Source organism: Roseovarius litoreus, from assembly GCF_900142765.1.
Taxonomy (GTDB): Bacteria; Pseudomonadota; Alphaproteobacteria; order Rhodobacterales; family Rhodobacteraceae; genus Roseovarius; species Roseovarius litoreus.
In genome coordinates, this window is record NZ_FRCB01000001.1 from 519,108 (window position 1) to 538,431 (window position 19,324).

The 19,324-nt window shown below is 62.3% G+C and carries 20 protein-coding genes; 12 read left to right on the top strand and 8 right to left on the bottom strand.

The window, feature by feature from the left end:
* Positions 1 to 9: 9 nt before the first annotated feature.
* From pyk to mscL, 9 genes are all read left to right on the top strand, one after another.
* Positions 10 to 1,455, top strand: coding sequence for a pyruvate kinase (gene pyk, locus F3H35_RS02565; RefSeq protein ID WP_149778075.1), 1,446 nt, complete (start codon positions 10 to 12; stop codon positions 1,453 to 1,455).
* A gap of 41 nt (positions 1,456 to 1,496) precedes the next feature.
* Positions 1,497 to 1,721, top strand: coding sequence for a hypothetical protein (locus tag F3H35_RS02570; protein WP_149778076.1), 225 nt, complete (start codon positions 1,497 to 1,499; stop codon positions 1,719 to 1,721).
* Positions 1,722 to 1,844: 123 nt separating this feature from the next.
* Positions 1,845 to 2,045 (top strand): 50S ribosomal protein L35, encoded by a 201-nt coding sequence (rpmI, locus tag F3H35_RS02575; RefSeq protein ID WP_007812300.1) that lies wholly within the window; start codon positions 1,845 to 1,847, stop codon positions 2,043 to 2,045.
* A 20-nt stretch (positions 2,046 to 2,065) separates the two neighbouring features.
* Positions 2,066 to 2,431, top strand: coding sequence for a 50S ribosomal protein L20 (rplT, locus tag F3H35_RS02580; RefSeq protein ID WP_007812299.1), 366 nt, complete (start codon positions 2,066 to 2,068; stop codon positions 2,429 to 2,431).
* A 404-nt stretch (positions 2,432 to 2,835) separates the two neighbouring features.
* Entirely contained in the window at positions 2,836 to 3,909 is a 1,074-nt protein-coding gene (gene pheS, locus F3H35_RS02585) for a phenylalanine--tRNA ligase subunit alpha (RefSeq protein ID WP_007812298.1), read from the top strand.
* A gap of 148 nt (positions 3,910 to 4,057) precedes the next feature.
* A complete protein-coding gene (locus F3H35_RS02590; RefSeq protein WP_149778077.1) occupies positions 4,058 to 4,474 on the top strand; it encodes a BLUF domain-containing protein in 417 nt (138 codons plus the stop codon).
* A gap of 108 nt (positions 4,475 to 4,582) precedes the next feature.
* The gene (gene pheT, locus F3H35_RS02595) at positions 4,583 to 6,982 is read left to right on the top strand and encodes a phenylalanine--tRNA ligase subunit beta (protein ID WP_149778078.1); all 2,400 of its coding nucleotides are present in this window, start codon (positions 4,583 to 4,585) and stop codon (positions 6,980 to 6,982) included.
* Between the two features lie 180 nt (positions 6,983 to 7,162).
* Entirely contained in the window at positions 7,163 to 7,612 is a 450-nt protein-coding gene (locus F3H35_RS02600) for a YtoQ family protein (RefSeq protein WP_149778079.1), read from the top strand.
* A gap of 153 nt (positions 7,613 to 7,765) precedes the next feature.
* Entirely contained in the window at positions 7,766 to 8,191 is a 426-nt protein-coding gene (gene mscL, locus F3H35_RS02605; protein ID WP_149778080.1) for a large conductance mechanosensitive channel protein MscL, read from the top strand.
* Between the two features lie 98 nt (positions 8,192 to 8,289).
* Here the strand turns inward: mscL and F3H35_RS02610 are convergent, their stop codons facing one another.
* From F3H35_RS02610 to F3H35_RS02640, 7 genes are all read right to left on the bottom strand, one after another.
* Positions 8,290 to 9,009: an SDR family oxidoreductase gene (locus F3H35_RS02610; protein WP_149778081.1), complete on the bottom strand. Its 720-nt coding sequence runs from the start codon at positions 9,007 to 9,009 to the stop codon at positions 8,290 to 8,292.
* Positions 9,006 to 10,541, bottom strand: coding sequence for an AAA family ATPase (locus F3H35_RS02615; protein WP_149778082.1), 1,536 nt, complete (start codon positions 10,539 to 10,541; stop codon positions 9,006 to 9,008). The genes F3H35_RS02610 and F3H35_RS02615 overlap by 4 nt, the downstream gene beginning before the upstream one ends.
* Positions 10,542 to 10,593: 52 nt before the next feature.
* On the bottom strand, positions 10,594 to 11,232 hold the full coding sequence (locus F3H35_RS02620; RefSeq protein ID WP_149778083.1) for an acyl-homoserine-lactone synthase: 639 nt from the start codon (positions 11,230 to 11,232) through the stop codon (positions 10,594 to 10,596).
* Between the two features lie 79 nt (positions 11,233 to 11,311).
* Positions 11,312 to 12,040: a helix-turn-helix transcriptional regulator gene (locus tag F3H35_RS02625; protein ID WP_149778084.1), complete on the bottom strand. Its 729-nt coding sequence runs from the start codon at positions 12,038 to 12,040 to the stop codon at positions 11,312 to 11,314.
* The gene (locus F3H35_RS02630; protein WP_149778085.1) at positions 11,979 to 12,188 is read right to left on the bottom strand and encodes a hypothetical protein; all 210 of its coding nucleotides are present in this window, start codon (positions 12,186 to 12,188) and stop codon (positions 11,979 to 11,981) included. Before F3H35_RS02630 ends, F3H35_RS02625 begins: the two co-directional genes overlap by 62 nt.
* Before the next feature lie 226 nt (positions 12,189 to 12,414).
* Positions 12,415 to 13,701, bottom strand: coding sequence for a crotonyl-CoA carboxylase/reductase (gene ccrA, locus F3H35_RS02635; RefSeq protein ID WP_149778086.1), 1,287 nt, complete (start codon positions 13,699 to 13,701; stop codon positions 12,415 to 12,417).
* Positions 13,702 to 13,844: 143 nt separating this feature from the next.
* A complete protein-coding gene (locus F3H35_RS02640) occupies positions 13,845 to 15,212 on the bottom strand; it encodes a 1-acyl-sn-glycerol-3-phosphate acyltransferase (protein WP_149778087.1) in 1,368 nt (455 codons plus the stop codon).
* A 137-nt stretch (positions 15,213 to 15,349) separates the two neighbouring features.
* Between F3H35_RS02640 and F3H35_RS02645 the strand changes: the two genes are divergently transcribed.
* Positions 15,350 to 17,323 (top strand): protein meaA, encoded by a 1,974-nt coding sequence (locus tag F3H35_RS02645; protein ID WP_149778088.1) that lies wholly within the window; start codon positions 15,350 to 15,352, stop codon positions 17,321 to 17,323.
* Here the strand turns inward: F3H35_RS02645 and F3H35_RS02650 are convergent.
* The gene (locus tag F3H35_RS02650; RefSeq protein ID WP_149778089.1) at positions 17,271 to 17,702 is read right to left on the bottom strand and encodes a DUF4168 domain-containing protein; all 432 of its coding nucleotides are present in this window, start codon (positions 17,700 to 17,702) and stop codon (positions 17,271 to 17,273) included. The two genes, F3H35_RS02645 and F3H35_RS02650, sit on opposite strands and share 53 nt — an antisense overlap.
* 184 nt (positions 17,703 to 17,886) lie before the next feature.
* Between F3H35_RS02650 and F3H35_RS02655 the strand changes: the two genes are divergently transcribed.
* Together F3H35_RS02655 and deoD are read left to right on the top strand one after the other, a co-directional pair.
* Positions 17,887 to 18,327, top strand: a complete 441-nt coding sequence (locus F3H35_RS02655) for a GNAT family N-acetyltransferase (RefSeq protein WP_149778090.1) — start codon at positions 17,887 to 17,889, stop codon at positions 18,325 to 18,327.
* A 4-nt stretch (positions 18,328 to 18,331) separates the two neighbouring features.
* On the top strand, positions 18,332 to 19,039 hold the full coding sequence (gene deoD, locus F3H35_RS02660) for a purine-nucleoside phosphorylase (RefSeq protein WP_149778091.1): 708 nt from the start codon (positions 18,332 to 18,334) through the stop codon (positions 19,037 to 19,039).
* The last annotated feature ends 285 nt before the right edge of the window (positions 19,040 to 19,324 follow it).

Below are 19,324 nucleotides of genomic sequence, written 5' to 3' on the forward strand. Positions count from 1 at the left end.
AGACACCGGATGAGACGCCACAGAAACGTCAAGATCGTCGCCACGCTCGGCCCCGCCTCTTCGGATTACGAGATGATCCGCGCGCTGCACGAAGCCGGGGCCGACGTGTTCCGTCTGAACATGAGCCACGGCAGCCACGAGGATATCGCCGAGCGGCACCGCATCATCCGCCAGATCGAGGCCGATCTGGACAGCCCGATCGCCATTCTGGCCGATCTTCAGGGTCCCAAGCTGCGGGTCGGGGTCTTTGCCAATGGCGAGGAGGATCTGGAGGAAGGCGCCGAGTTCCGGCTTGATCTGGACGAGGCCGAGGGCGATGCCAGCCGCGTCTGCCTGCCCCATCCCGAGATTTTCGCAGCGCTGGAGCCGGGGGCGAGCCTGCTGGTCAATGACGGTAAGATCCGCCTGAAAGTGACCGAATGCGGCAAGGATTTCGCCCGGACCGAGGTGGTGATCGGCGGCACGATCTCGAACCGCAAGGGGGTGAATGTGCCCGATGTGGTGCTGCCGGTGGCGGCGCTGTCCGAGAAGGATCGCAAGGATCTGGAATTCGTCTGCGATCTTGGCGTGGATTGGCTGGCGCTGAGTTTCGTGCAGCGTCCCGAAGATGTGACCGAGGCACGGGAACTGGCCGCGGGTCGGGCCGCGATCCTCAGCAAGATCGAGAAGCCCGCGGCGGTGGAGCGGTTCGACGCGATCCTTGCGGCGTCGGACGGGATCATGGTGGCGCGCGGCGATCTGGGGGTGGAGCTGCCGGTGCAGAACGTGCCGCCGATCCAGAAGCGGCTGGTCCGCAAATGTCGTGCCGCCGCCAAGCCGGTGATCGTGGCGACGCAGATGCTGGAATCGATGATCGAAAGCCCGATGCCCACCCGCGCCGAAGTCAGCGACGTGGCCACCGCGATCTATGAGGGGGCGGATGCGATCATGCTCTCGGCGGAATCGGCGGCAGGCGACTATCCGATCGAGGCGGTGACCACGATGGACAACGTGGCCCGCGAAGTCGAGGATGACCCGACCTACACGGAAATCATCGAGGCATCGCGCCGGGCCAAGCGCGAAAGCGTGGCCGACGGCATTGTCGCCGCCGCCCGCGAAATCGCCGAAACCACCGATATCAAGGCGATCTGCTGCTTTACCCAATCGGGCACCACGGCGCTGCTGGTGGCACGCGAGCGGCCGCGCGTGCCGATCATCGCGCTGACCAACCTGCGCGGCACCGCGCGGCGGCTGGCGTTGAGCTGGGGGGTGAATTGCGTGATGACCGGCGAGCTGGAACGCTTCAAGCAGGCGGTTCTGAATGCCGCGCGCGCCGCACGGGAGCAGGGCTATGCCGAGGCGCTGGATCAGATCGTGGTGACGGCGGGCGTGCCCTTCAACGTGCCCGGCACCACCAACATCCTGCGCGTCGCCCCCTGTCAGGAAAGTTTGATTTATTCGACCGATCCGGGATAAGCTGTCACGAGTTTATTACAGTTATTCGTTTGGAGTGCTCGATGGATCCCGATCTTGCATTGATACTGGGGCTTGTTCTTGTCGTTCTGTCGATCCCGTCCATGGTGGCGGCGCTGTCCGATGGACATGCACCGCGCGTCGCGGCAATCACCCTGATCGCAGGCGGCGCCATGGTGGTCTGGGCCATTGCGACCAAGCCCGGCGGATATACGATCCACGAAGTGCCCGACACCTTCATCAAGGTGGTGGGCAGGTATCTTGCCTGAGAAATAAGGGCACCCCCCTTGCGAAACAGCAGGACGTGGCGTATACGGCGCGCCTGTCTGTGCGCGTCCGGCCAATGTGGCATGCCGAGTCGCGCGTTCAACCGACCGAAAGAGGAGCCGGAAATGCCCAAGATGAAGACCAAGTCGAGCTGCAAGAAGCGGTTCAAGGTGACAGCCACTGGCAAGATCAAGACCGCGCAAGCGGGCAAGCGCCATGGCATGATCAAGCGCACCAAGAAGTTCATCCGCGATGCCCGTGGCACCACGGTCATGTCAGAGGCCGACGCCAAGATCGTCCGGCCGATGATGCCCTATTCCCGTTAAGGCCGAAGGAGAACCTATAGATGTCACGCGTCAAAGGTGGAACCGTCACCCACGCCCGTCACAAGAAAGTCGTCAAGGCCGCCAAAGGCTATTACGGCCGTCGCAAGAATACCTTCAAGGTGGCCCGTCAGGCCGTCGACAAGGCCAACCAATACGCCACGCGCGACCGCAAGAACCGCAAGCGCAATTTCCGCGCTCTGTGGATTCAGCGGATCAACGCTGCCGTGCGCGCCCATGATGAGGGCCTGACCTATTCGCGCTTCATCAACGGTCTGGCCAAGGCCGGCGTTGAAGTGGACCGCAAGGTTCTGGCCGATCTGGCCGTCCGTGAGCCCGCCGCATTCGGCGCGATCGTGGATCAGGCGAAAAGCGCTCTGGCCAACTGAGCCAACCACAGATTACCGGACAGTGAAGCAGCCATCGACCCTATCGGGTCGGTGGCTTTTTCGTCACGTGGAGGCGGGTTCGGGAACACTCCGTGACTTTGCCCTAAACTCGGCGCGATTTTGCCCGATCTGTTAACCATAACAGACGGCAAGCTATCACCCACCGAGCATCCGGAGCGCCACATGAGCAACCACACCCTGTCCCAAACACCCGTTCCGCTGAGCGAAAAGGCCCGCCGCCTGATTGAGGCCCATGACCGTGAAGTGAGACAGCAGATCACATCGGGCTGAACACGCGAGGCCCGGTGCGTCGTTGCGTGACCGGGCAGTCGTGCGCCGTTCACTCCCTTGCGCTGAGACGCCAAGCGCTGTAACCCGCCCGTAATGCCAAACGGGTGAGACAGATGGACGATCTCCGAGACAAATACCTGACCGCCATTGCCGATGCCGCCGGGGAATCGGCGCTTGAGGATCTGCGGCTGGCCGCCGTCGGCAAAAAGGGCGAGATCAGCCTGAAGATGCGCGAACTGGGCAAGATGAGCCCCGAAGAGCGTCAGGTGATGGGCCCCAAGCTCAATGCGCTGAAGGACGAGATCAACAGCGCGCTTGCCGCAAAGAAACAGGCGCTGTCGGATGCCGCGCTGGACGAGCGACTGCGCACCGAGTGGCTGGATGTCACGCTGCCCGCGCGACCGCAGCGACAAGGCTCGATCCACCCCGTCAGCCAGGTCACCGAAGAGGTCACCGCGATTTTCGCCGATATGGGCTTTGCCGTGGCCGAAGGGCCGCAGGTGGAAAGCGACTGGCATAATTTCGACGCGCTCAACATCCCCGGACACCACCCGGCGCGCGCCGAGATGGACACGTTCTATATGCATCGCGCCGAGGGCGATGAGCGTCCGCCGCATGTGCTGCGGACCCATACCAGCCCGGTGCAGATCCGGTCGATGGAGCTGTCGGGCGCGCCCTTGCGGGTGATCTGCCCCGGTCGCGTCTATCGCGCCGATTACGACCAGACCCACACGCCGATGTTTCATCAGGTCGAGGGGCTGGCGATCGACAAGGACATCTCGATGGCGAACCTGAAATGGGTTCTGGAGGAATTCGTCAAGGCGTTCTTTGAGGTGGATGAGGTCGAACTGCGGTTTCGCGCCTCGCATTTCCCGTTCACCGAACCCTCGGCCGAGGTGGATATCCGCTGCAGTTGGGAAGGGGGCACGCTCAAGGTGGGCGAGGGCGACGACTGGCTGGAGATCCTGGGCAGCGGGATGGTGCATCCCAAGGTCCTTATGGCGGGCAATATCGATCCGGCCGCATGGCAGGGCTTTGCCTTTGGCGTGGGGATCGACCGGATCGCGATGTTGAAATACGGCATTCCCGATCTGCGCGCCTTTTTCGACTCGGATCTGCGCTGGCTGCGGCACTACGGGTTCGCGGCGCTTGATGTGCCGACGATCCGGGGCGGGCTGAGCCGCTGATTGCCGCAACACTGGATGGGATTGGCGAGGAATTTTTTGAAAATTCCTCGCTGTTTTCTTTTGAAGAAAACATTCCCCCCCGGACGGTTGTGGCATCGACAGGCTGCGTCATGGCCTCTAGGCTGCCGGAAAACAGGGAGCCTCGCATATGCCGCTTATCCAATTCGTCTATGCCTCGCGCCCTTTCGGCTTCGATACGGCGATCCTGTCGAATATCCTGCTGGATGCACGCCGGCTCAATGATCGGGACAACATCACCGGCGCGCTGATTGCCCGCAGTGATCTTTATCTTCAGCTTCTGGAGGGCCCACGCGACAAGGTCGAAGCCGCCTATGAGCGCATCCGCCGCGATGACCGTCATGTGGAGGTGACGCCCTTGTTGACCCGCAGCATCGAAAAACGGCTGTTTCCGGGCTGGGCGATGCGCGACGATCCGGCGCAAAGCTGGGTCTGGAGCATCGAGGCGGTGCGCGATGGCGCGATCGAGCGCGCCACCACAGAGGAAATCCTCGGCTTTTTCACGCGGCTTGCGGAAAAGGGCGTGGTGCCGCCGCGCGGCGGCTGACCCGGTTTGAAATGACACAAGGGACCGCAGGGTGTTGCAGGGGTTTTCCCCTTCTCCCGGATAGGATAAAGCCGCGGCAACCCTTTTGTCTTGCGTGGATCAAATCCGATGAAATTCACCCTTTCGTGGCTGAAAGACCATCTTGAAACCGAGGCCAGCCTTGACGAGATCGCCGAGGCGCTGACCGATCTGGGGCTTGAGGTCGAGGATATCTCGAACCCGGCCGCGCGGTTGGACCAGTTCACCATCGGCAAGGTGGTCAAGGCGGAAAAGCATCCCGACGCCGACAAGCTCAGGGTCTGTCAGGTCGAGACCGCCGATGGCCCCACCCAGATCATCTGCGGCGCGCCCAATGCCCGAGAGGGGATCACCGTGGTCGTGGCCAAGCCCGGCGTCTATGTGCCCGGCATCGACACGACAATCGGGGTGGGCAAGATCCGCGGCATCGAAAGCCACGGCATGATGTGCTCGGAGCGCGAGATGGAGCTGAGCGAAGAGCATGACGGCATCATCGAGCTGCCCTCGGGAGAGGTGGGCCAGCGCTTTACCGACTGGCTGGCCGAGAACGATCCCGCCAAGGTCGACCCGGTGATCGAAATCGCCATAACCCCGAACCGTCCCGATGCCCTGGGTGTGCGGGGCATCGCGCTGGATCTGGCGGCCAGAGGTCTGGGCACCATGAAGCCCGCGCCGCAAGCGCATGTGGAAGGGGCTTTCCCCTGCCCGATCACCGTCACCATCGACGAGGACGCGCAGCAGAACGGCTGCGAGGTCTTTGCCGGGCGGTTGATCCGGGGCGTGACCAATGGCCCCTCGCCGCAATGGCTGCAGGACCGGCTGCGCGCGATCGGTCTGCGGCCTATTTCGGCTCTGGTGGATGTGACCAACTTCTTCACCTTCGATCGCAACCGGCCGCTTCATGTGTTCGATGCCGACAAGGTGCAGGGCAATCTGCGGGTCCATCGCACCAAGGGCGGCGAGACCCTGACCGGACTGGACGAGAAACAATATACCTTTGGCCCGGGAATGGTGGTGATTTCGGACGATGCGGGTATCGAAAGCATTGGCGGCATCATGGGCGGGCTGGCCACGGGCTGCACCGACGAGACCGTCAACGTCTTCCTCGAAGCGGCTGTCTGGGATCATGTGCAGATCGCCACGACGGGGCGCGCGCTCAGGATCAATTCGGATGCGCGCTATCGCAACGAACGCGGGATCGACCCGGCCTTCAACATGGAAGCGATCGATCTGGCGACGCAGATGATCCTTGATCTGTGTGGCGGAGAAGCCTCCAGCACAGTAATCGCCGGAAAGGTGCCGGATGTCAGCCGCGCCTACCGTCTGGACCCGGAACGCGTGCAATCTCTGGTCGGCATGGACATCCCCGAGGCTGAGCAGCGCCGCACCTTGACCGCGCTTGGCTTCAAGCTCGAGGGCGACATGGCGCAAGTGCCGAGCTGGCGGCCCGACATTCTGGGCGAGGCCGATCTGGTGGAAGAGGTGGCGCGGATCGCGTCTTTGACCAAGCTGGTGGGCAAGCCCATGCCGCGCATGAAAACCGGCGTGCCCCAACCGATCCTGTCACCGATGCAAAAGCGCGAGCAGATCGCGCGGCGCACCACCGCCGGGCGCGGTTACAACGAATGCGTGACCTACAGTTTCATCGACCATGCAAGCGCCACCCTGTTCGGTGGCGGCCATGATGCGACGATGCTTGCCAACCCGATCAGCTCGGATCTGAGCCATATGCGCCCCGATCTGCTGCCGGGCCTGTTGCAGGCAGCGGCACGCAATCAGGCGCGTGGTCATATGGACCTGGCGCTGTTCGAGGTGGGTCATGCCTTCCACGGAGGTGAACCCGAAGAACAGCATCTGCAGGTGAGCGGCCTTCTGGTGGGGCGCACGGGTCCGAAGGATGTGCATGGCGCAATGCGCCCTGTGGATGTGTTCGACGCGAAAGCCGATGCCGAAGCGGTGCTGGCGGCCCTTGGCGCGCCCGACAAGGTGCAGATCCTGCGCGATGGCCCGGACTGGTTCCATCCGGGCCGGCACGGGCGCATTTGCCTTGGCCCCAAGAAGGTGCTGGGCATTTTCGGAGAGCTGCACCCCCGCGTGCTGGAGGCGATGGACGTCAAGGGACCGGCGGTCGCCTTTACTCTGTTCCCCGCCGAACTGCCGCTTCCGCGCAAGAAAACCACCGGGCGCGGCGCGCTTGCGATCCGCGATCTGCAGGCTGTCGAAAGGGATTTCGCCTTTGTGGTGGATGCCGATGTCGAAGCACTCACCCTGGTCAATGCAGCCGCCGGCGCGGACAAGGCCCTGATCGAGGATGTGCGCGTCTTTGACGAGTTCATCGGCGGCAGTCTGGGCGAGGGCCGGAAATCCCTCGCGGTGACCGTGCGACTTCAGCCGGTCGAGGCGACGCTCAAGGAAGCGGAGATCGAAGCGGTGTCGAAAGTGATCGTCGAGAAGGTCGAGAAAGCCACCGGAGGCAAATTGCGCGGGTGAGGTGACAGCAAGGGTACGCCGGCCTAAAGCGTTCCGCCTTTAACCTGAGGCTTCAGCGACAGGCGGAACGCGTGCACCGATTGAACCGAGCACCGCATTTCGCGAAAATATGTGATTAAGGTTTTTCGCGAAACGCCCTAGGTAAACGCACAGCATGATAGTGAGGACCAAGGGGATACCATGACACTCAACGTATATCTTTCCGGCGAAATCCACACCGACTGGCGCGATCAGATCATCGAAGGCGCAAAAGGGCTGAATGTGGCTTTCAACAGCCCGGTCACCGATCATGCGGCCAGCGATGATTGCGGTGTCGAGATCCTTGGCGCCGAGGATGACAAATACTGGCACGACCACAAGGGCGCGATGATCAACGCGATCCGCACCCGCAAGGGAATTGCCGATGCCGATGTGGTCGTGGTGCGCTTTGGCGACAAGTACAAGCAGTGGAACGCAGCGTTTGACGCGGGCTATGCGAGCGCGCTTGGAAAATCGCTCATCATTCTGCAGCCGCCCGAGCATGACCACGCCCTCAAAGAGGTGAACGCCGCCGCACTGGCGATGGCGCGCACGCCTGAACAGGTGGTGCAGATCCTGCGCTATGTTCTGGAAGGCAGCTTGCCGGGGTGAAAAGCTGAGGCGCAAGTTTGCCACACCAGACAGGCCATCGCCGATCCGAGATTTCATTGTCTCGCTTTTTTCAAAAAATGCGCATTATTGTCCCGCCAACGTGGACAATGGGGCCATGTTTAACGAGTGAAACGAAAAAAGGGGACCGTGAGAATGATTCAGGAATTCAAGGACTTCATCGCCAAAGGCAATGTCATGGACATGGCTGTCGGCATCATCATCGGGGCGGCATTTACCGCCATTGTCAGCTCGCTCGTGGGCGATCTTATCAATCCGATCATCAGCCTGTTCATGGGCGGAATCGATTTCGCCGGGCAGTATATCGTGTTGGGCGCGGGCGAATTCGCCTCGATCACCGAGGCTGAAGAGGCCGGTGTCGCGGTCTTTGCCTGGGGCCGGTTCGTGATGGCCGTGATCAATTTCCTGATCATCGCCTTCGTGGTCTTCCTGCTGGTCAAGGCCGTGAACCGCACGAAGGACGCAACCGCCAAGAAAGAGGCCGCCCCTGCCGAAGAGGAGCCCGCAGGGCCGACCGAACTGGACCTGCTGATGGAAATCCGGGACGCTTTGAAGAAGTGACCCGGACCGGCTGAAGAAAGTCACGGGGGCCTGCAGACGTGCAGGCCCTTTTCTTTTGGCGCCAAGGCGGGTTTTCCAAACGCCCCGGGCGGCCCCTGTCAGCCGCGCCCGATATAGGGCATCGTCGTGGCCATGAGCGTCATGAACTGGACATTGGCCTCGGCGGGCAGCTCTGCCATATGCAGCACGGCACGGCCGACATCGGCCACATCCATCGTCGGTGGCGCATCTTGGGGATTGGCCGCGATGATCCCCTCCAAAAGCTCGGTCCGGGCGTTGCCGATATCGATCTGCCCGCATGCTATGCCGAACGCCCGCCCATCCAGAGACAGCGATTTGGTCAGACCGGTGATCGCGTGCTTGGTGGTGGTATAGGCCACCGACAGCGCGCGCGGCGCATGGGCGCTGATCGAGCCGTTGTTGATGATGCGCCCGCCTTGCGGGGTCTGTGCGCGCATTCGGGCAAAGGCCGCACGGGCACAGTTGAACATGCCGTGCAAGTTCACATCGACCACCTGATGCCACTCCTCATGGCTCAGCTCGTCAATCAGGGCGGCGCGCCCGAAACTGCCCGCGTTGTTGAACAGAACATCCAGCCGACCGGCCTTTGTGGTGAAGCTGTCGAACGCCGCCTCGACCGCGCGCGGGTCGGTCACGTCGCAGGGCAGGATCACGGCGTTGGGATGGCCCTGTGCCATGTCGCGCAACACATCTTCTCGCCGCGCCAGACAGCCGACATGCCAGCCCGCCTCCAGAAAGGTTCGGGCGCAGGCCGCACCGATCCCGGCGCTGGCCCCTGTGACAAGGATGGTTTTCATGGGTTGGCGTCCTCTTCGGGCTGGAGTTGCAAAGGCACCGGCGCCGCGCGCAGATCGTCGATCCGCAAGGGGCCTGTCGGTTTGGCAAGGCGGTTGCGCACCACCCAATGCAGCCGTTCTTCGGCGCGGGTGATCGCCACATAGGCCAGCCGCTTCCACAAGGGTTGGCCGGCTTCGGTGCGGCCCATGCGCGAGGCGGCGTAAATGTCCGGCGCAAAGACCTGCACATCGCGCCATTGCGAGCCTTGCGCCTTGTGGATCGTCACAGCCGCACCATGCAGAAAAGTCGCTCCCATACGCGCCGCGAAAGGGATGAACGGCTCTTCCTCATCGGGCTTTTCGATCTTCACGATGCTGGCCGCACTGACGCGCGGCTCTTCGGCGCCGATCACATGCAAGCGCGAAAACCCGGGCTTGCTGCCGGGTCCGAGATAGATGACCTGCGCCCCCTTGATGAGGCCGCGCGCCTCGAGATCCAGCCGTTTCTTGCGATGCTTGAGCGGCAGTTCAATACCATCGCATATCAGCGGCTCACCTTCGAGAAGGGCATCCTCGGGGGCGCCATGGACAGCGCGGAACGCATTGATCAGCCGGATGCGGGTGGCATTCCGCCAGACCAGAACCGGCGAGCGCGCCATCAGATCGACCTCGACCCGCTGCGCCCAACGCACACGGTCATCCTGGCGGGACTTTTCTTCGACCATCTGTTCGAACGCCGCGAAATCAAGCTGTGGATCGGCCAGCGCGTGCGCCAGATCGAGGATCGGGTTATCGGCATCCTGCCGGTGGATGCGGTGCAGGATCAGCTTGGAATTGTCCGGCAGCGCATCGAACACCATCGATCCGGACTGGTTCACCGGCGCAAGCTGCGCAGGATCGCCGAACAGCAGGAGATTGGGAAAGATATCCTTGAGATCCTCGAACTGCTTGTCGTCGAGCATCGACGCCTCATCCACCAATCCGATATCGAGCGGCTCTTCGCGGCGCTTCCAGCCAGTGATGAAATCGCTTCCGCGCAGACCCGCCGCAGCCAGCGCACCGGGCACGGACTTGTTCGACTGATAGAACGCAAAGGCCCGGTCCAGCGCCTCGTCGGTCAGGCCCTCGATCTCGGGGCGCTCGCCATTGCCCGCCAGCCATTCGGCGATCTTTTCGTATTCCGGATGATAGACGGGGGTATAGAGGATCCTGTGAATCGTGGTCGCCGGCACCCCACGCAGCCGCAACACGCTGGCCGCCTTGTTGGTCGGCGCTAGGATCGCCAATGTGCGCTTGTCACGTCGCTTGCGACCTTCCCAGTCGCCCGACACGATATCGACCCCGGCCTCTTCCAGCGCATGGGTCAGCGCGGCGAGCAGCAGCGTCTTGCCCGACCCGGCCTTGCCGACAACCGCCATGACGCGAGGTTTGCCCTCGCGCGCGGGCAGGACAAGCCCTTGCTCCAGATCGACACCCGCCGCCCGCAACATCTCGGAGATGCGGTCATGGGCTTCGGCCTGGTCGTCGGAAAAGGTCAGCGTGGTCTGGGACATGCGCGCGACCCTAGCCGCACGCGCCCGCCTGTGCCAGAGGCAGAACGCCCCGTCATGCGTCCGGGGCGAGACCTGCGGTCGATCTGGTCCCGAGGCTCCGGCGGAACCACAGGTCCGATACGGCTGGCGCGATGCCCGCCCGACGCGCCACACGCGCCCGCGCCGCATCACTGAACGCCCACAGCCCGACCGCGATCCTGTCGCGCCCGGTTCCCGCGCTGCCCAGCTCTTGCGGGCTGGCGCCGATCTGCCGGTAGATGCGCACCATGCGCGCATCGAACACGCCGGCGAACCGGCTGATCCCGTAGCCGCGCATCACCTCGCCACCGCCAAGCATCAGCCCCGCAGCCACGCGCCCGCCCGCCTTCGCACCAAGGCAGAACCGGGTGCATTCCCATGTCTTTCGGCTGGCCAGAACATGCCCCTGCAAGAGATGCGCGAAGTGATCCGCAATCATCGTCGGCCCGGTGGTCGGCAGGAACCGCATCGAGCCGCGATGCAACCCGTCCGCCCCCTGCCAGATCACGTAGAGCGGGTTCAACGCGTCGTAGGCGTCTGTCTCGAAGCCCTGCGCATCCACCGTAACCGGCCAGCCCAGCCGGGCCGAGAACTGATCGGCACGGTCGCGGAACATGCTGTCGCGCAGGCGCGGAAACAGGTGCAGATCACGGGCAGGAAGATAACGGAGCATGGCGAAGCCTCTTGGCATGAAGGCCCGCATGTTTCGAAGGTAATCCTTAATGAAACCGTTCGCTGCCGCGCGTTGCGCATCATGTGATGACGATCAGACCACGGGTGATCGCCCGGGACACCGCATGCAGCGTGTTGATCGCCCCCAGCTTGAGCCGCGCCGACTCGACATAGGTTCGCAAGGTATGTTCCGAGATCATCAGCGTCTCGGCCACCTGCGCCCGGCTATAGCCCATGGCCAGAAGGGTGATCACATCCACCTCCCGCGGGGAGAGGGGTTGCGCGGTGAGCGGGCAACGACCCGGTTCCAGCAAAAGCGCCTTGTGGTTGAAGTAATGCGCGACGAGGATCAGCGTCCGGCGATGGGTGTCGGTGAACATCGCCCAGGTTTCATCGGTGCAGTGATGGCTGACGCTGAACAAGGCAAATTGCCCGTTCGGACCGCGCAGCGGCACGGAATAGCCCTGATTGCCGATGCCATGTGCCACCGCATCGGAGAGAAAGGCGCGCGCGGCGCGGCTCGACCAGTCAAGGCGCTTCCAGTCGACAGGATGGAACGTCTGATAGCAGCCCTGAACCACCGGATCGATGCGCAGGTAATCCTTGGCCACGTAGAGCTGCACCCATTCCGCGGGATATGTGCCACAGCCATATTGCTCGCCGCCGGAACTGACCCAATGGTAGACGACATGATCGACCCCGATATCATCCCTGAGCCGTTCGATCAGCCTTTGAAGGCCGTCGATGTCAGATGCGTCTTCCAACGCCTCCAGAAAGCTGTCCAGCCGGTACGAGGGGCCTGCGATCATCCGCTTGCGTTCCTTCGCTATCCCGTGCCAGCTCCAGCGCCGCCAGAAGGCGCGTGTCGTCCAGCTGATCGGCCAAGGCGAAAAGACCGTTCTGCCGGGCAAACGCCTGAAGATCCACTAGCACGTCGAGTATCCATTCGTTTTGCATCTTCAGGCTCCGATCAGGACGTTAACGAAAGATTAATACAACCATAGCATGAGGAAAATTTATTAATAATTCGCTTATTTCACCCCCCCAGAAATGGTGAGGCGTGGCAAAACAAGCTCTTGAAACCATTGCAAAGGGCTCTCGACCCCTGCCGAAAAAGAAATCGCCCGCGACCGGCATGACCGATTCGCGGGCGCCTCTCCTCCTCCGGAGAAACCTGTAGGCGTTACTTGCCGGCTTCCAGCACGTCTTCGAAAGTGCGCAGGCCCGGCTTGGGCGCCTGAACCAGAACGGACATATTGCCGGGCTTGTGTTCGTTGCGCAGCATCTGCGTATGCGCTGCAGGGATCTGATCCCAAGGGAACACTTCGGACATGCACGGATCGAGACGCCGCTCGATCATCAGGCGGTTGGCCGATGCGGCCTGCTTGAGATGCGCGAAATGTGAGCCTTGCAGGCGCTTTTGGTGCATCCACATGTAGCGTACGTCGAAGGTGCAGTTGAAGCCGCTGGTGCCGGCGCAGATCACGACCATGCCGCCTTTCTTGCAGACCAGCGTAGACACCGGGAACGTTGCCTCGCCGGGGTGCTCGAACACCATGTCGACATTGACGCCCTTGCCGGTGATGTCCCAGATCGCCTTGCCGAATTTCCGGGCTTCCTTCAGCCAGTCGTTATATTCCGCCGTTCCCACCTTTGGGAGCTGGCCCCAGCAGTTGAATTCCTTGCGATTGATGACGCCGCGCGCGCCCTGATCCATCACGAACTGACGCTTGGATTCGTCACTGATGACGCCGATCGCGTTGGCGCCCACGGTATTGGCCAGCTGGATCGCATAAGACCCAAGCCCACCCGAGGCACCCCAGACCAGCACGTTCTGGCCCGGCTTCAACTCATGCGGCGCATGTCCGAACAGCATTCGATAGGCGGTGGCCAGCGTCAGCGTGTAGCAGGCCGATTCCTCCCATGTCAGGTGCTTGGGCCGCGGCATGAGCTGTTGGGCCTGCACGCGGGTGAACTGGGAAAACGCTCCGTCCGGGGTCTCATAGCCCCAGATGCGCTGCGTGGGGGACATCATCGGGTCGCCGCCGTTGCAATCCTCGTCGTTGCCGTCGTCCTGATTGCAGTGGATCACCACTTCGTCGCCGACTTTCCAGGTTTTCACCGCCGAGCCGACCTTCCACACGATGCCTGCGGCATCCGAACCGGCGATATGGTATGGCTCTCCGTGACCATCGAAGGGGCTGATCGGTTCACCAAGACCGGCCCAAACGCCATTATAGTTGACGCCCGCCGCCATCACGAGAACCAGCACCTCGTTGCTGTCGATCTCCCAGGTGTCGACCACCTCGACCTTGAAAGACTTGTCGGGTTCGCCATGCCGGTCGCGGCGGATCGCCCATGCATACATCTGCTTGGGCACATGGCCCAGCGGAGGCATTTCACCGATCTCGTAGAGATCTTTTTCGGGCGCGTCATAGGGAGCGATGCCTATATCGGTATCCAGAGCCATGTTCAGCCTCCTTGTGGTGTCCAGTCTTGCCGCAATGCAGAATCACGGCGTTCGAAGCTGGATATAACCCAACGCGCAATAATGCAATCCTGTGATGTTATTTTTTGTAATTTTATGACCCTGCAACTGCAGAAATATCCAGATTACGTGCTGCACCCGCGAAAAAGATGCGCGATGGACTTCGCATAAAAGGCAAGGATCGGCCTTTGTTCCTCGATGATGGAATACCGGCCATCCCGGTCCGAGACGATGCCGCGCCCAACCAGCATCCGCAGACCCGCCTCGACGCAATAGGCCATGTCCATGCAGGGCAGATGCATCTGTGCTTGTGGCACATGCGCGACCATGTCGCTCAACGTCTGCTCCAGCACGGTCCGTGTCATCGCGCCATTCTCCAGCAAGGCATGCGCCACAAGCGGGACCGGCAACACAGGAATCTCCTGGCCGATCCTTTCCATCAGCAATTCGCCCAGCTCTTCGACCTTTGCGCCGGGGCGCTCGGCCCGGAACTCGGTCAGCGACAGGGGTGCACCGAAACTCACCGCCGCATAGCCGTGCCGATGATAGCGCCCGCGCACCCACAGCCAGAGTTGATGAAGGATGAACCGCGCCACCACGCTGATCCGCGCCCGAAAGCGGCGCTCGCCCTTCTGATCGGCGGCAACAAGAATGCGATCCTCGAAGACGCGATCGTAATTCAGCGCAACCGGCACAAAGACCACATCACGCGTCGTGGCGTCCCGGCCTTCGACGATGTATTTGAGAATACCCAGCTTGGGCAGCGCCAGCCCGCCATCAAGGCTCAGCCCGCCTTCGGGAAATACCGCCTGCGTCACCCCGCCATCGGTGGCCATCTGGACATAGCGCGCCAGCACCCGCCGATACAGCTCGTTGCGCGATTTGCGCCGGATGAAATACGCCCCCATCGCCTTGATGAGCCGCGACAATGGCCAGACGCGCGCCCATTCCCCTACCGCATAGGACAATGCCGAGCGTTCGGCAGCCAGCCACGTGACCAGCATGTAATCCATGTTCGAGCGGTGGTTCATCACGAACACCACCGTCGCGCCCCGGTCCACTTTGGCCAGCGTGGCGTCGTCGAAATGGCATAGCCGCACCCGGTAGAGCGCCTTGGACAGCCATTTCGCCACCCGAATCGCCACACTGAAATACGCAACGGCGGAAAATCCCGGCACGATTTCGCGGGCGTATCGCTTGGCCTTCTCGAAGGCGACGTTTTCGGGGACCCCTTCGGACTTTGCATGATCGGCAATCGCCCGGCTGACATCCGGATCATAGATCAGCCGCTGGATCATGTCGTGCCGCCGCGCGAGCTTGAACGGCTCGATCGGACGCTCCAGACGCGCATTCAGCCTTGCGACCGCGCGCTCCATCCTGCGCCTGAAAAACCAGCGAACCGATGGGAACAGGAAATGCGATGCAAAGGTCACCGCCGCGAAGGCGACCAGAAGCATCAGCACCCATAACGGCATTTCGATCATCTTGCCCATGCGCCCAGCAATACAGGGTTTCATCGCGTGGTAAATGCCCCCATGCCGCATCGCAGCGAATTGACAGCGCCATATTATTCCAGATACACATTCCGGAACGTAAGAAAATTGCGCACTTTGATTCACGAGGCCCGCTCATGTCCCAGACCGACACGACCCGCGATCGTCCTTGGCTGATCCGCACCTATGCCGGCCACTCCACGGCCAAGGCATCGAACGCGCTGTACCGCTCGAATCTTGCACGCGGCCAGACGGGCCTCTCGGTCGCTTTCGACCTGCCCACCCAGACAGGCTATGACAGCGATCACGTTCTGGCGCGCGGCGAAGTGGGCAAGGTCGGCGTGCCGGTCTGCCATCTGGGGGACATGCGCGCGCTGTTCGACCAGATCCCCCTCGATCAGATGAACACCTCGATGACGATCAACGCCACGGCCCCCTGGCTTTTGGCGCTTTACGTTGCCGTGGCCGAGGAACAGGGCGCCGATGTCACCCAGTTGCAGGGCACCGTGCAGAATGACCTGATCAAGGAATATCTCAGCCGTGGGACTTATATCTGCCCGCCCAAACCGTCGCTGAAGCTGATCGGGGACGTGGCCGAATACTGCTACACGAACATCCCAAAATGGAACCCGATGAACGTGTGTTCCTATCACCTGCAAGAGGCCGGCGCCACGCCCGAGCAGGAACTGGCCTTCGCGCTGGCCACCGCCACCGCGGTTCTGGACGAACTCAAGCCGCGCGTCCCCCCCGAAGATTTCCCGATGTTGGTGGGGCGCATCAGCTTTTTCGTGAACGCCGGCATCCGCTTTGTCACCGAGATGTGCAAGATGCGCGCTTTCGTCGATCTGTGGGACGAAATCTGCCGTGACCGCTATGGCGTCGAGGATGCCAAGTATCGCCGCTTCCGCTATGGCGTGCAGGTCAATTCGCTTGGCCTGACCGAACAGCAACCGGAAAACAACGTCTACCGCATCCTGATCGAGATGCTGGCCGTGACCCTGTCGAAAAAGGCCCGCGCCCGCGCCGTGCAGCTGCCCGCCTGGAACGAGGCGCTTGGCCTGCCGCGCCCCTGGGATCAGCAATGGTCGATGCGGATGCAGCAGATCCTCGCCTACGAGACCGATCTTCTGGAATTCGACGACCTGTTCGACGGCAACCCGGCGGTCGATGCCAAGGTCGAAACGCTCAAGGAAGGCGCGCGCCACGAACTGGCCAATATCGACAGCATGGGCGGCGCCGTATCGGCGATCGAATACATGAAATCCCGCCTCGTCGACAGCAACGCCGACCGCCTCAACCGGATCGAGCGCAACGAGACCGTCGTTGTCGGCGTCAACAAATGGACCGAGGGCGAGCCCAGCCCCCTGATGGGCGAGGATGGCGGCATCATGGTCGTCGACCCGGCTGTCGAGGCCGATCAGGTGGAGCGCCTCAATGAATGGCGCGCCGAGCGCGACGCCGCCGCCGTCAAGGCAGCCTTGGCCAATCTGCGCGCCGCCGCTCAGGAAGGGCGCAACATCATGCCCGCCTCGATCGACGCGGCCCGTGCCGGGGTCACAACCGGAGAATGGGCCGCACAGATGCGGGCCGTGCACGGCGAATATCGCGGCCCCACCGGTGTCTCGGGCAGCCCCTCGAACAAGACCGAAGGTCTGGATGACATCCGCGATGCGGTCAACGCCGTCTCCGACAAGCTCGGCCGCCGCCTGAAATTCCTTGTGGGCAAACCCGGCCTTGACGGGCATTCCAACGGCGCCGAACAGATCGTCTTCCGCGCCCGTGACTGCGGCATGGACATCAGCTATGACGGCATCCGCCTCACGCCCGAGGAAATCGTGCGTTCGGCACTCGAGGATGAGGCCCATGTTGTGGGCCTGTCGATCCTGTCGGGCTCGCATATCCCGCTCGTCGAGGATCTGATGGCGCGCATGCAGGACGCAGGCCTTGGCCATGTGCCCGTGATCGTCGGCGGCATCATCCCCGAAGAGGACGCAAGGCGGCTCAGGGCGATGGGGGTTGCGCGCGTCTATACCCCCAAGGATTTCGAGCTCAATGCGATCATGATGGATATCGTGGCGCTGGCCGATCCGCAGGCTGTCGCGGCCGAATAGGGGTCACACTCAACCGATCCAAGAAACGGGCCATGATACGCGCATTCAGGTCTTCGTCCTGCCGCGCCGCCTGCCCGATGGCCACGTAATCCTCGGGCGACATGTTCTCGACATCGGCCACCGCCTCGATCGCGGCGGTATTGGCTTCCTCGATCAGCGCCTTCTGCCCGGCCTCATTGGCCTGTTCCTGGATCTTCGGCAGATAATCCGCCCGCACCGCCTCGATCGCGATCAGCGCTTCGACGAAAGCATCGAGCTTTGCGTCGTTCAACGTCTCCGCGGTGATGTCGGCCGCCTCGATGTCCTGCGCCGCCAGAGGGCTCGCCAGAGCCGTCGCAACAGCAAGCATGATGGGGGCGATCTTGTTTCTGAAGGTCAAATCCAAACTCCATTTGCGTCGGTGATACCCGGCTCCAAACTCCGGGGCTCTCGTTCACATGGGCCATCACACCGACCGGGGCAAACGCCTCAGCGGAAAAATGCCGGCGGGCCTCGGCAACTCGCCTCTGGCCCTTTCCATCGGTTTCGGGTCAGACTGGGGCAAAGCTCGAAGGATATATCGCATGACCATCACGATCCGCCCTCTTCGCCCCGACGATAGATCCGACTGGCAAAGACTTTGGGCAGCCTATCTCGACTTCTACGAAACGACCCTGCCCGACGCGGTTTATGACACGACCTTCGCACGCCTGCTCGACCCCGACCGCCCGGCCCAGAACGCCCTGCTGGCGGTTCACGATGAGCGCGCGGTCGGCCTCGTGCACTTCATCTACCACCATCATAACTGGCGGATCGAGGATGTGTGCTACCTTCAGGACCTCTATACAGATCCCTCGATACGGGGCCAGGGCGCCGGGCGCGCCCTGATCGAAGCGGTCTATGCCGCGGCCGACGCCAACGGCACGCCCGGTGTCTACTGGCTGACGCAGGATTTCAACACTCAGGCCCGTCATCTCTATGACCGGATCGGCAAACTCACCCCCTTCATCAAGTACCAAAGGTAACTCCATGACGATCCATATCGGCGCCGAACCGGGCGACATCGCCGAAACCGTCCTGATGCCCGGCGATCCCATGCGTGCGCAATGGGCCGCGCGGACCTTTCTCGACAGCCCCCGCCAGATCAACGCCGTGCGCGGAATGCTGGGCTATACTGGCACATGGCGCGGGCACCCGGTCACGATCCATGGCAGCGGCATGGGCATGCCCAGCCTGTCGATCTACGCCAATGAGCTGCTGCGGGATTTCGGCGTCCGAACGCTCATGCGCATCGGCTCCTGCGGGGGAATGCAACCCCATGTCGGACTGCGCGACGTGATCCTCGCGATGACCGCCAGTTCGATCAGCACCCCGTCCTCGTCCCTGATGCGCGAGCTGCGCTTCGCCCCCTGCGCTGATTGGGGCCTGCTGCGCGCCGCAGCCCAGGCCGCCGAGACCCGAGGCATCACCCCTCATATCGGCGGCATCTATTCCTCCGATACCTTCTACGACGAACGTCCCGACCTGAACGACCAGATGACCCGCCATGGCACCCTCGCCGTCGAAATGGAAACCGCCGAGCTTTACACTCTCGCCTCCCGCTACGGCGCGCGCGCCCTGTCGGTTCTGACGGTCAGCGACCATCTCCTGACCGGCGACGCGGTATCCAGCGCAGACCGCGAAACCGGTTTTTCCGCCATGGTCGAGATCGCTCTCGCCGCCGCTTTCCCGGACTGACCCGCCCCCTCGGAGCATCCTGCCCCGAACACACCACGCATCGCGGCTTTCATCGTTCCTCAAATACTCCTCCAGAAGGCCTATCCTTCTCGTGTCATACGATCTCACCGCAAGCCATCGGAATTTTTTCCTTTAAACTTAATAATTAAAGTTGAAGTGGTGGCTCGGAGGCAAAGGCAGGCATCCGAAAAAGGATGACCTTCTACACTCGCCCAAGCCCACACTCCGCTCTTGGCGCCAGACCACCCGCCGTGATCTGCTGGCTGAGAAATGAAACAGCAAACT

Bases quoted from the DNA above. Each gene is read 5' to 3' on its own strand.
- deoD (WP_149778091.1), top strand. From the start codon at position 18,332: ATGACGATCCATATCGGCGCCGAACCGGGCGACATCGCCGAAACCGTC.
- rpmI (WP_007812300.1), top strand. From the start codon at position 1,845: ATGCCCAAGATGAAGACCAAGTCGAGCTGCAAGAAGCGGTTCAAGGTG.
- F3H35_RS02640 (WP_149778087.1), bottom strand. From the start codon at position 15,212: ATGGGCAAGATGATCGAAATGCCGTTATGGGTGCTGATGCTTCTGGTC.
- F3H35_RS02600 (WP_149778079.1), top strand. From the start codon at position 7,163: ATGACACTCAACGTATATCTTTCCGGCGAAATCCACACCGACTGGCGC.
- mscL (WP_149778080.1), top strand. From the start codon at position 7,766: ATGATTCAGGAATTCAAGGACTTCATCGCCAAAGGCAATGTCATGGAC.
- pyk (WP_149778075.1), top strand. From the start codon at position 10: ATGAGACGCCACAGAAACGTCAAGATCGTCGCCACGCTCGGCCCCGCC.
- F3H35_RS02590 (WP_149778077.1), top strand. From the start codon at position 4,058: ATGCCGCTTATCCAATTCGTCTATGCCTCGCGCCCTTTCGGCTTCGAT.
- pheT (WP_149778078.1), top strand. From the start codon at position 4,583: ATGAAATTCACCCTTTCGTGGCTGAAAGACCATCTTGAAACCGAGGCC.
- ccrA (WP_149778086.1), bottom strand. From the start codon at position 13,701: ATGGCTCTGGATACCGATATAGGCATCGCTCCCTATGACGCGCCCGAA.
- F3H35_RS02570 (WP_149778076.1), top strand. From the start codon at position 1,497: ATGGATCCCGATCTTGCATTGATACTGGGGCTTGTTCTTGTCGTTCTG.
- F3H35_RS02645 (WP_149778088.1), top strand. From the start codon at position 15,350: ATGTCCCAGACCGACACGACCCGCGATCGTCCTTGGCTGATCCGCACC.
- F3H35_RS02630 (WP_149778085.1), bottom strand. From the start codon at position 12,188: ATGCAAAACGAATGGATACTCGACGTGCTAGTGGATCTTCAGGCGTTT.
- rplT (WP_007812299.1), top strand. From the start codon at position 2,066: ATGTCACGCGTCAAAGGTGGAACCGTCACCCACGCCCGTCACAAGAAA.
- F3H35_RS02615 (WP_149778082.1), bottom strand. From the start codon at position 10,541: ATGTCCCAGACCACGCTGACCTTTTCCGACGACCAGGCCGAAGCCCAT.
- F3H35_RS02655 (WP_149778090.1), top strand. From the start codon at position 17,887: ATGACCATCACGATCCGCCCTCTTCGCCCCGACGATAGATCCGACTGG.
- F3H35_RS02610 (WP_149778081.1), bottom strand. From the start codon at position 9,009: ATGAAAACCATCCTTGTCACAGGGGCCAGCGCCGGGATCGGTGCGGCC.
- pheS (WP_007812298.1), top strand. From the start codon at position 2,836: ATGGACGATCTCCGAGACAAATACCTGACCGCCATTGCCGATGCCGCC.
- F3H35_RS02620 (WP_149778083.1), bottom strand. From the start codon at position 11,232: ATGCTCCGTTATCTTCCTGCCCGTGATCTGCACCTGTTTCCGCGCCTG.
- F3H35_RS02625 (WP_149778084.1), bottom strand. From the start codon at position 12,040: ATGATCGCAGGCCCCTCGTACCGGCTGGACAGCTTTCTGGAGGCGTTG.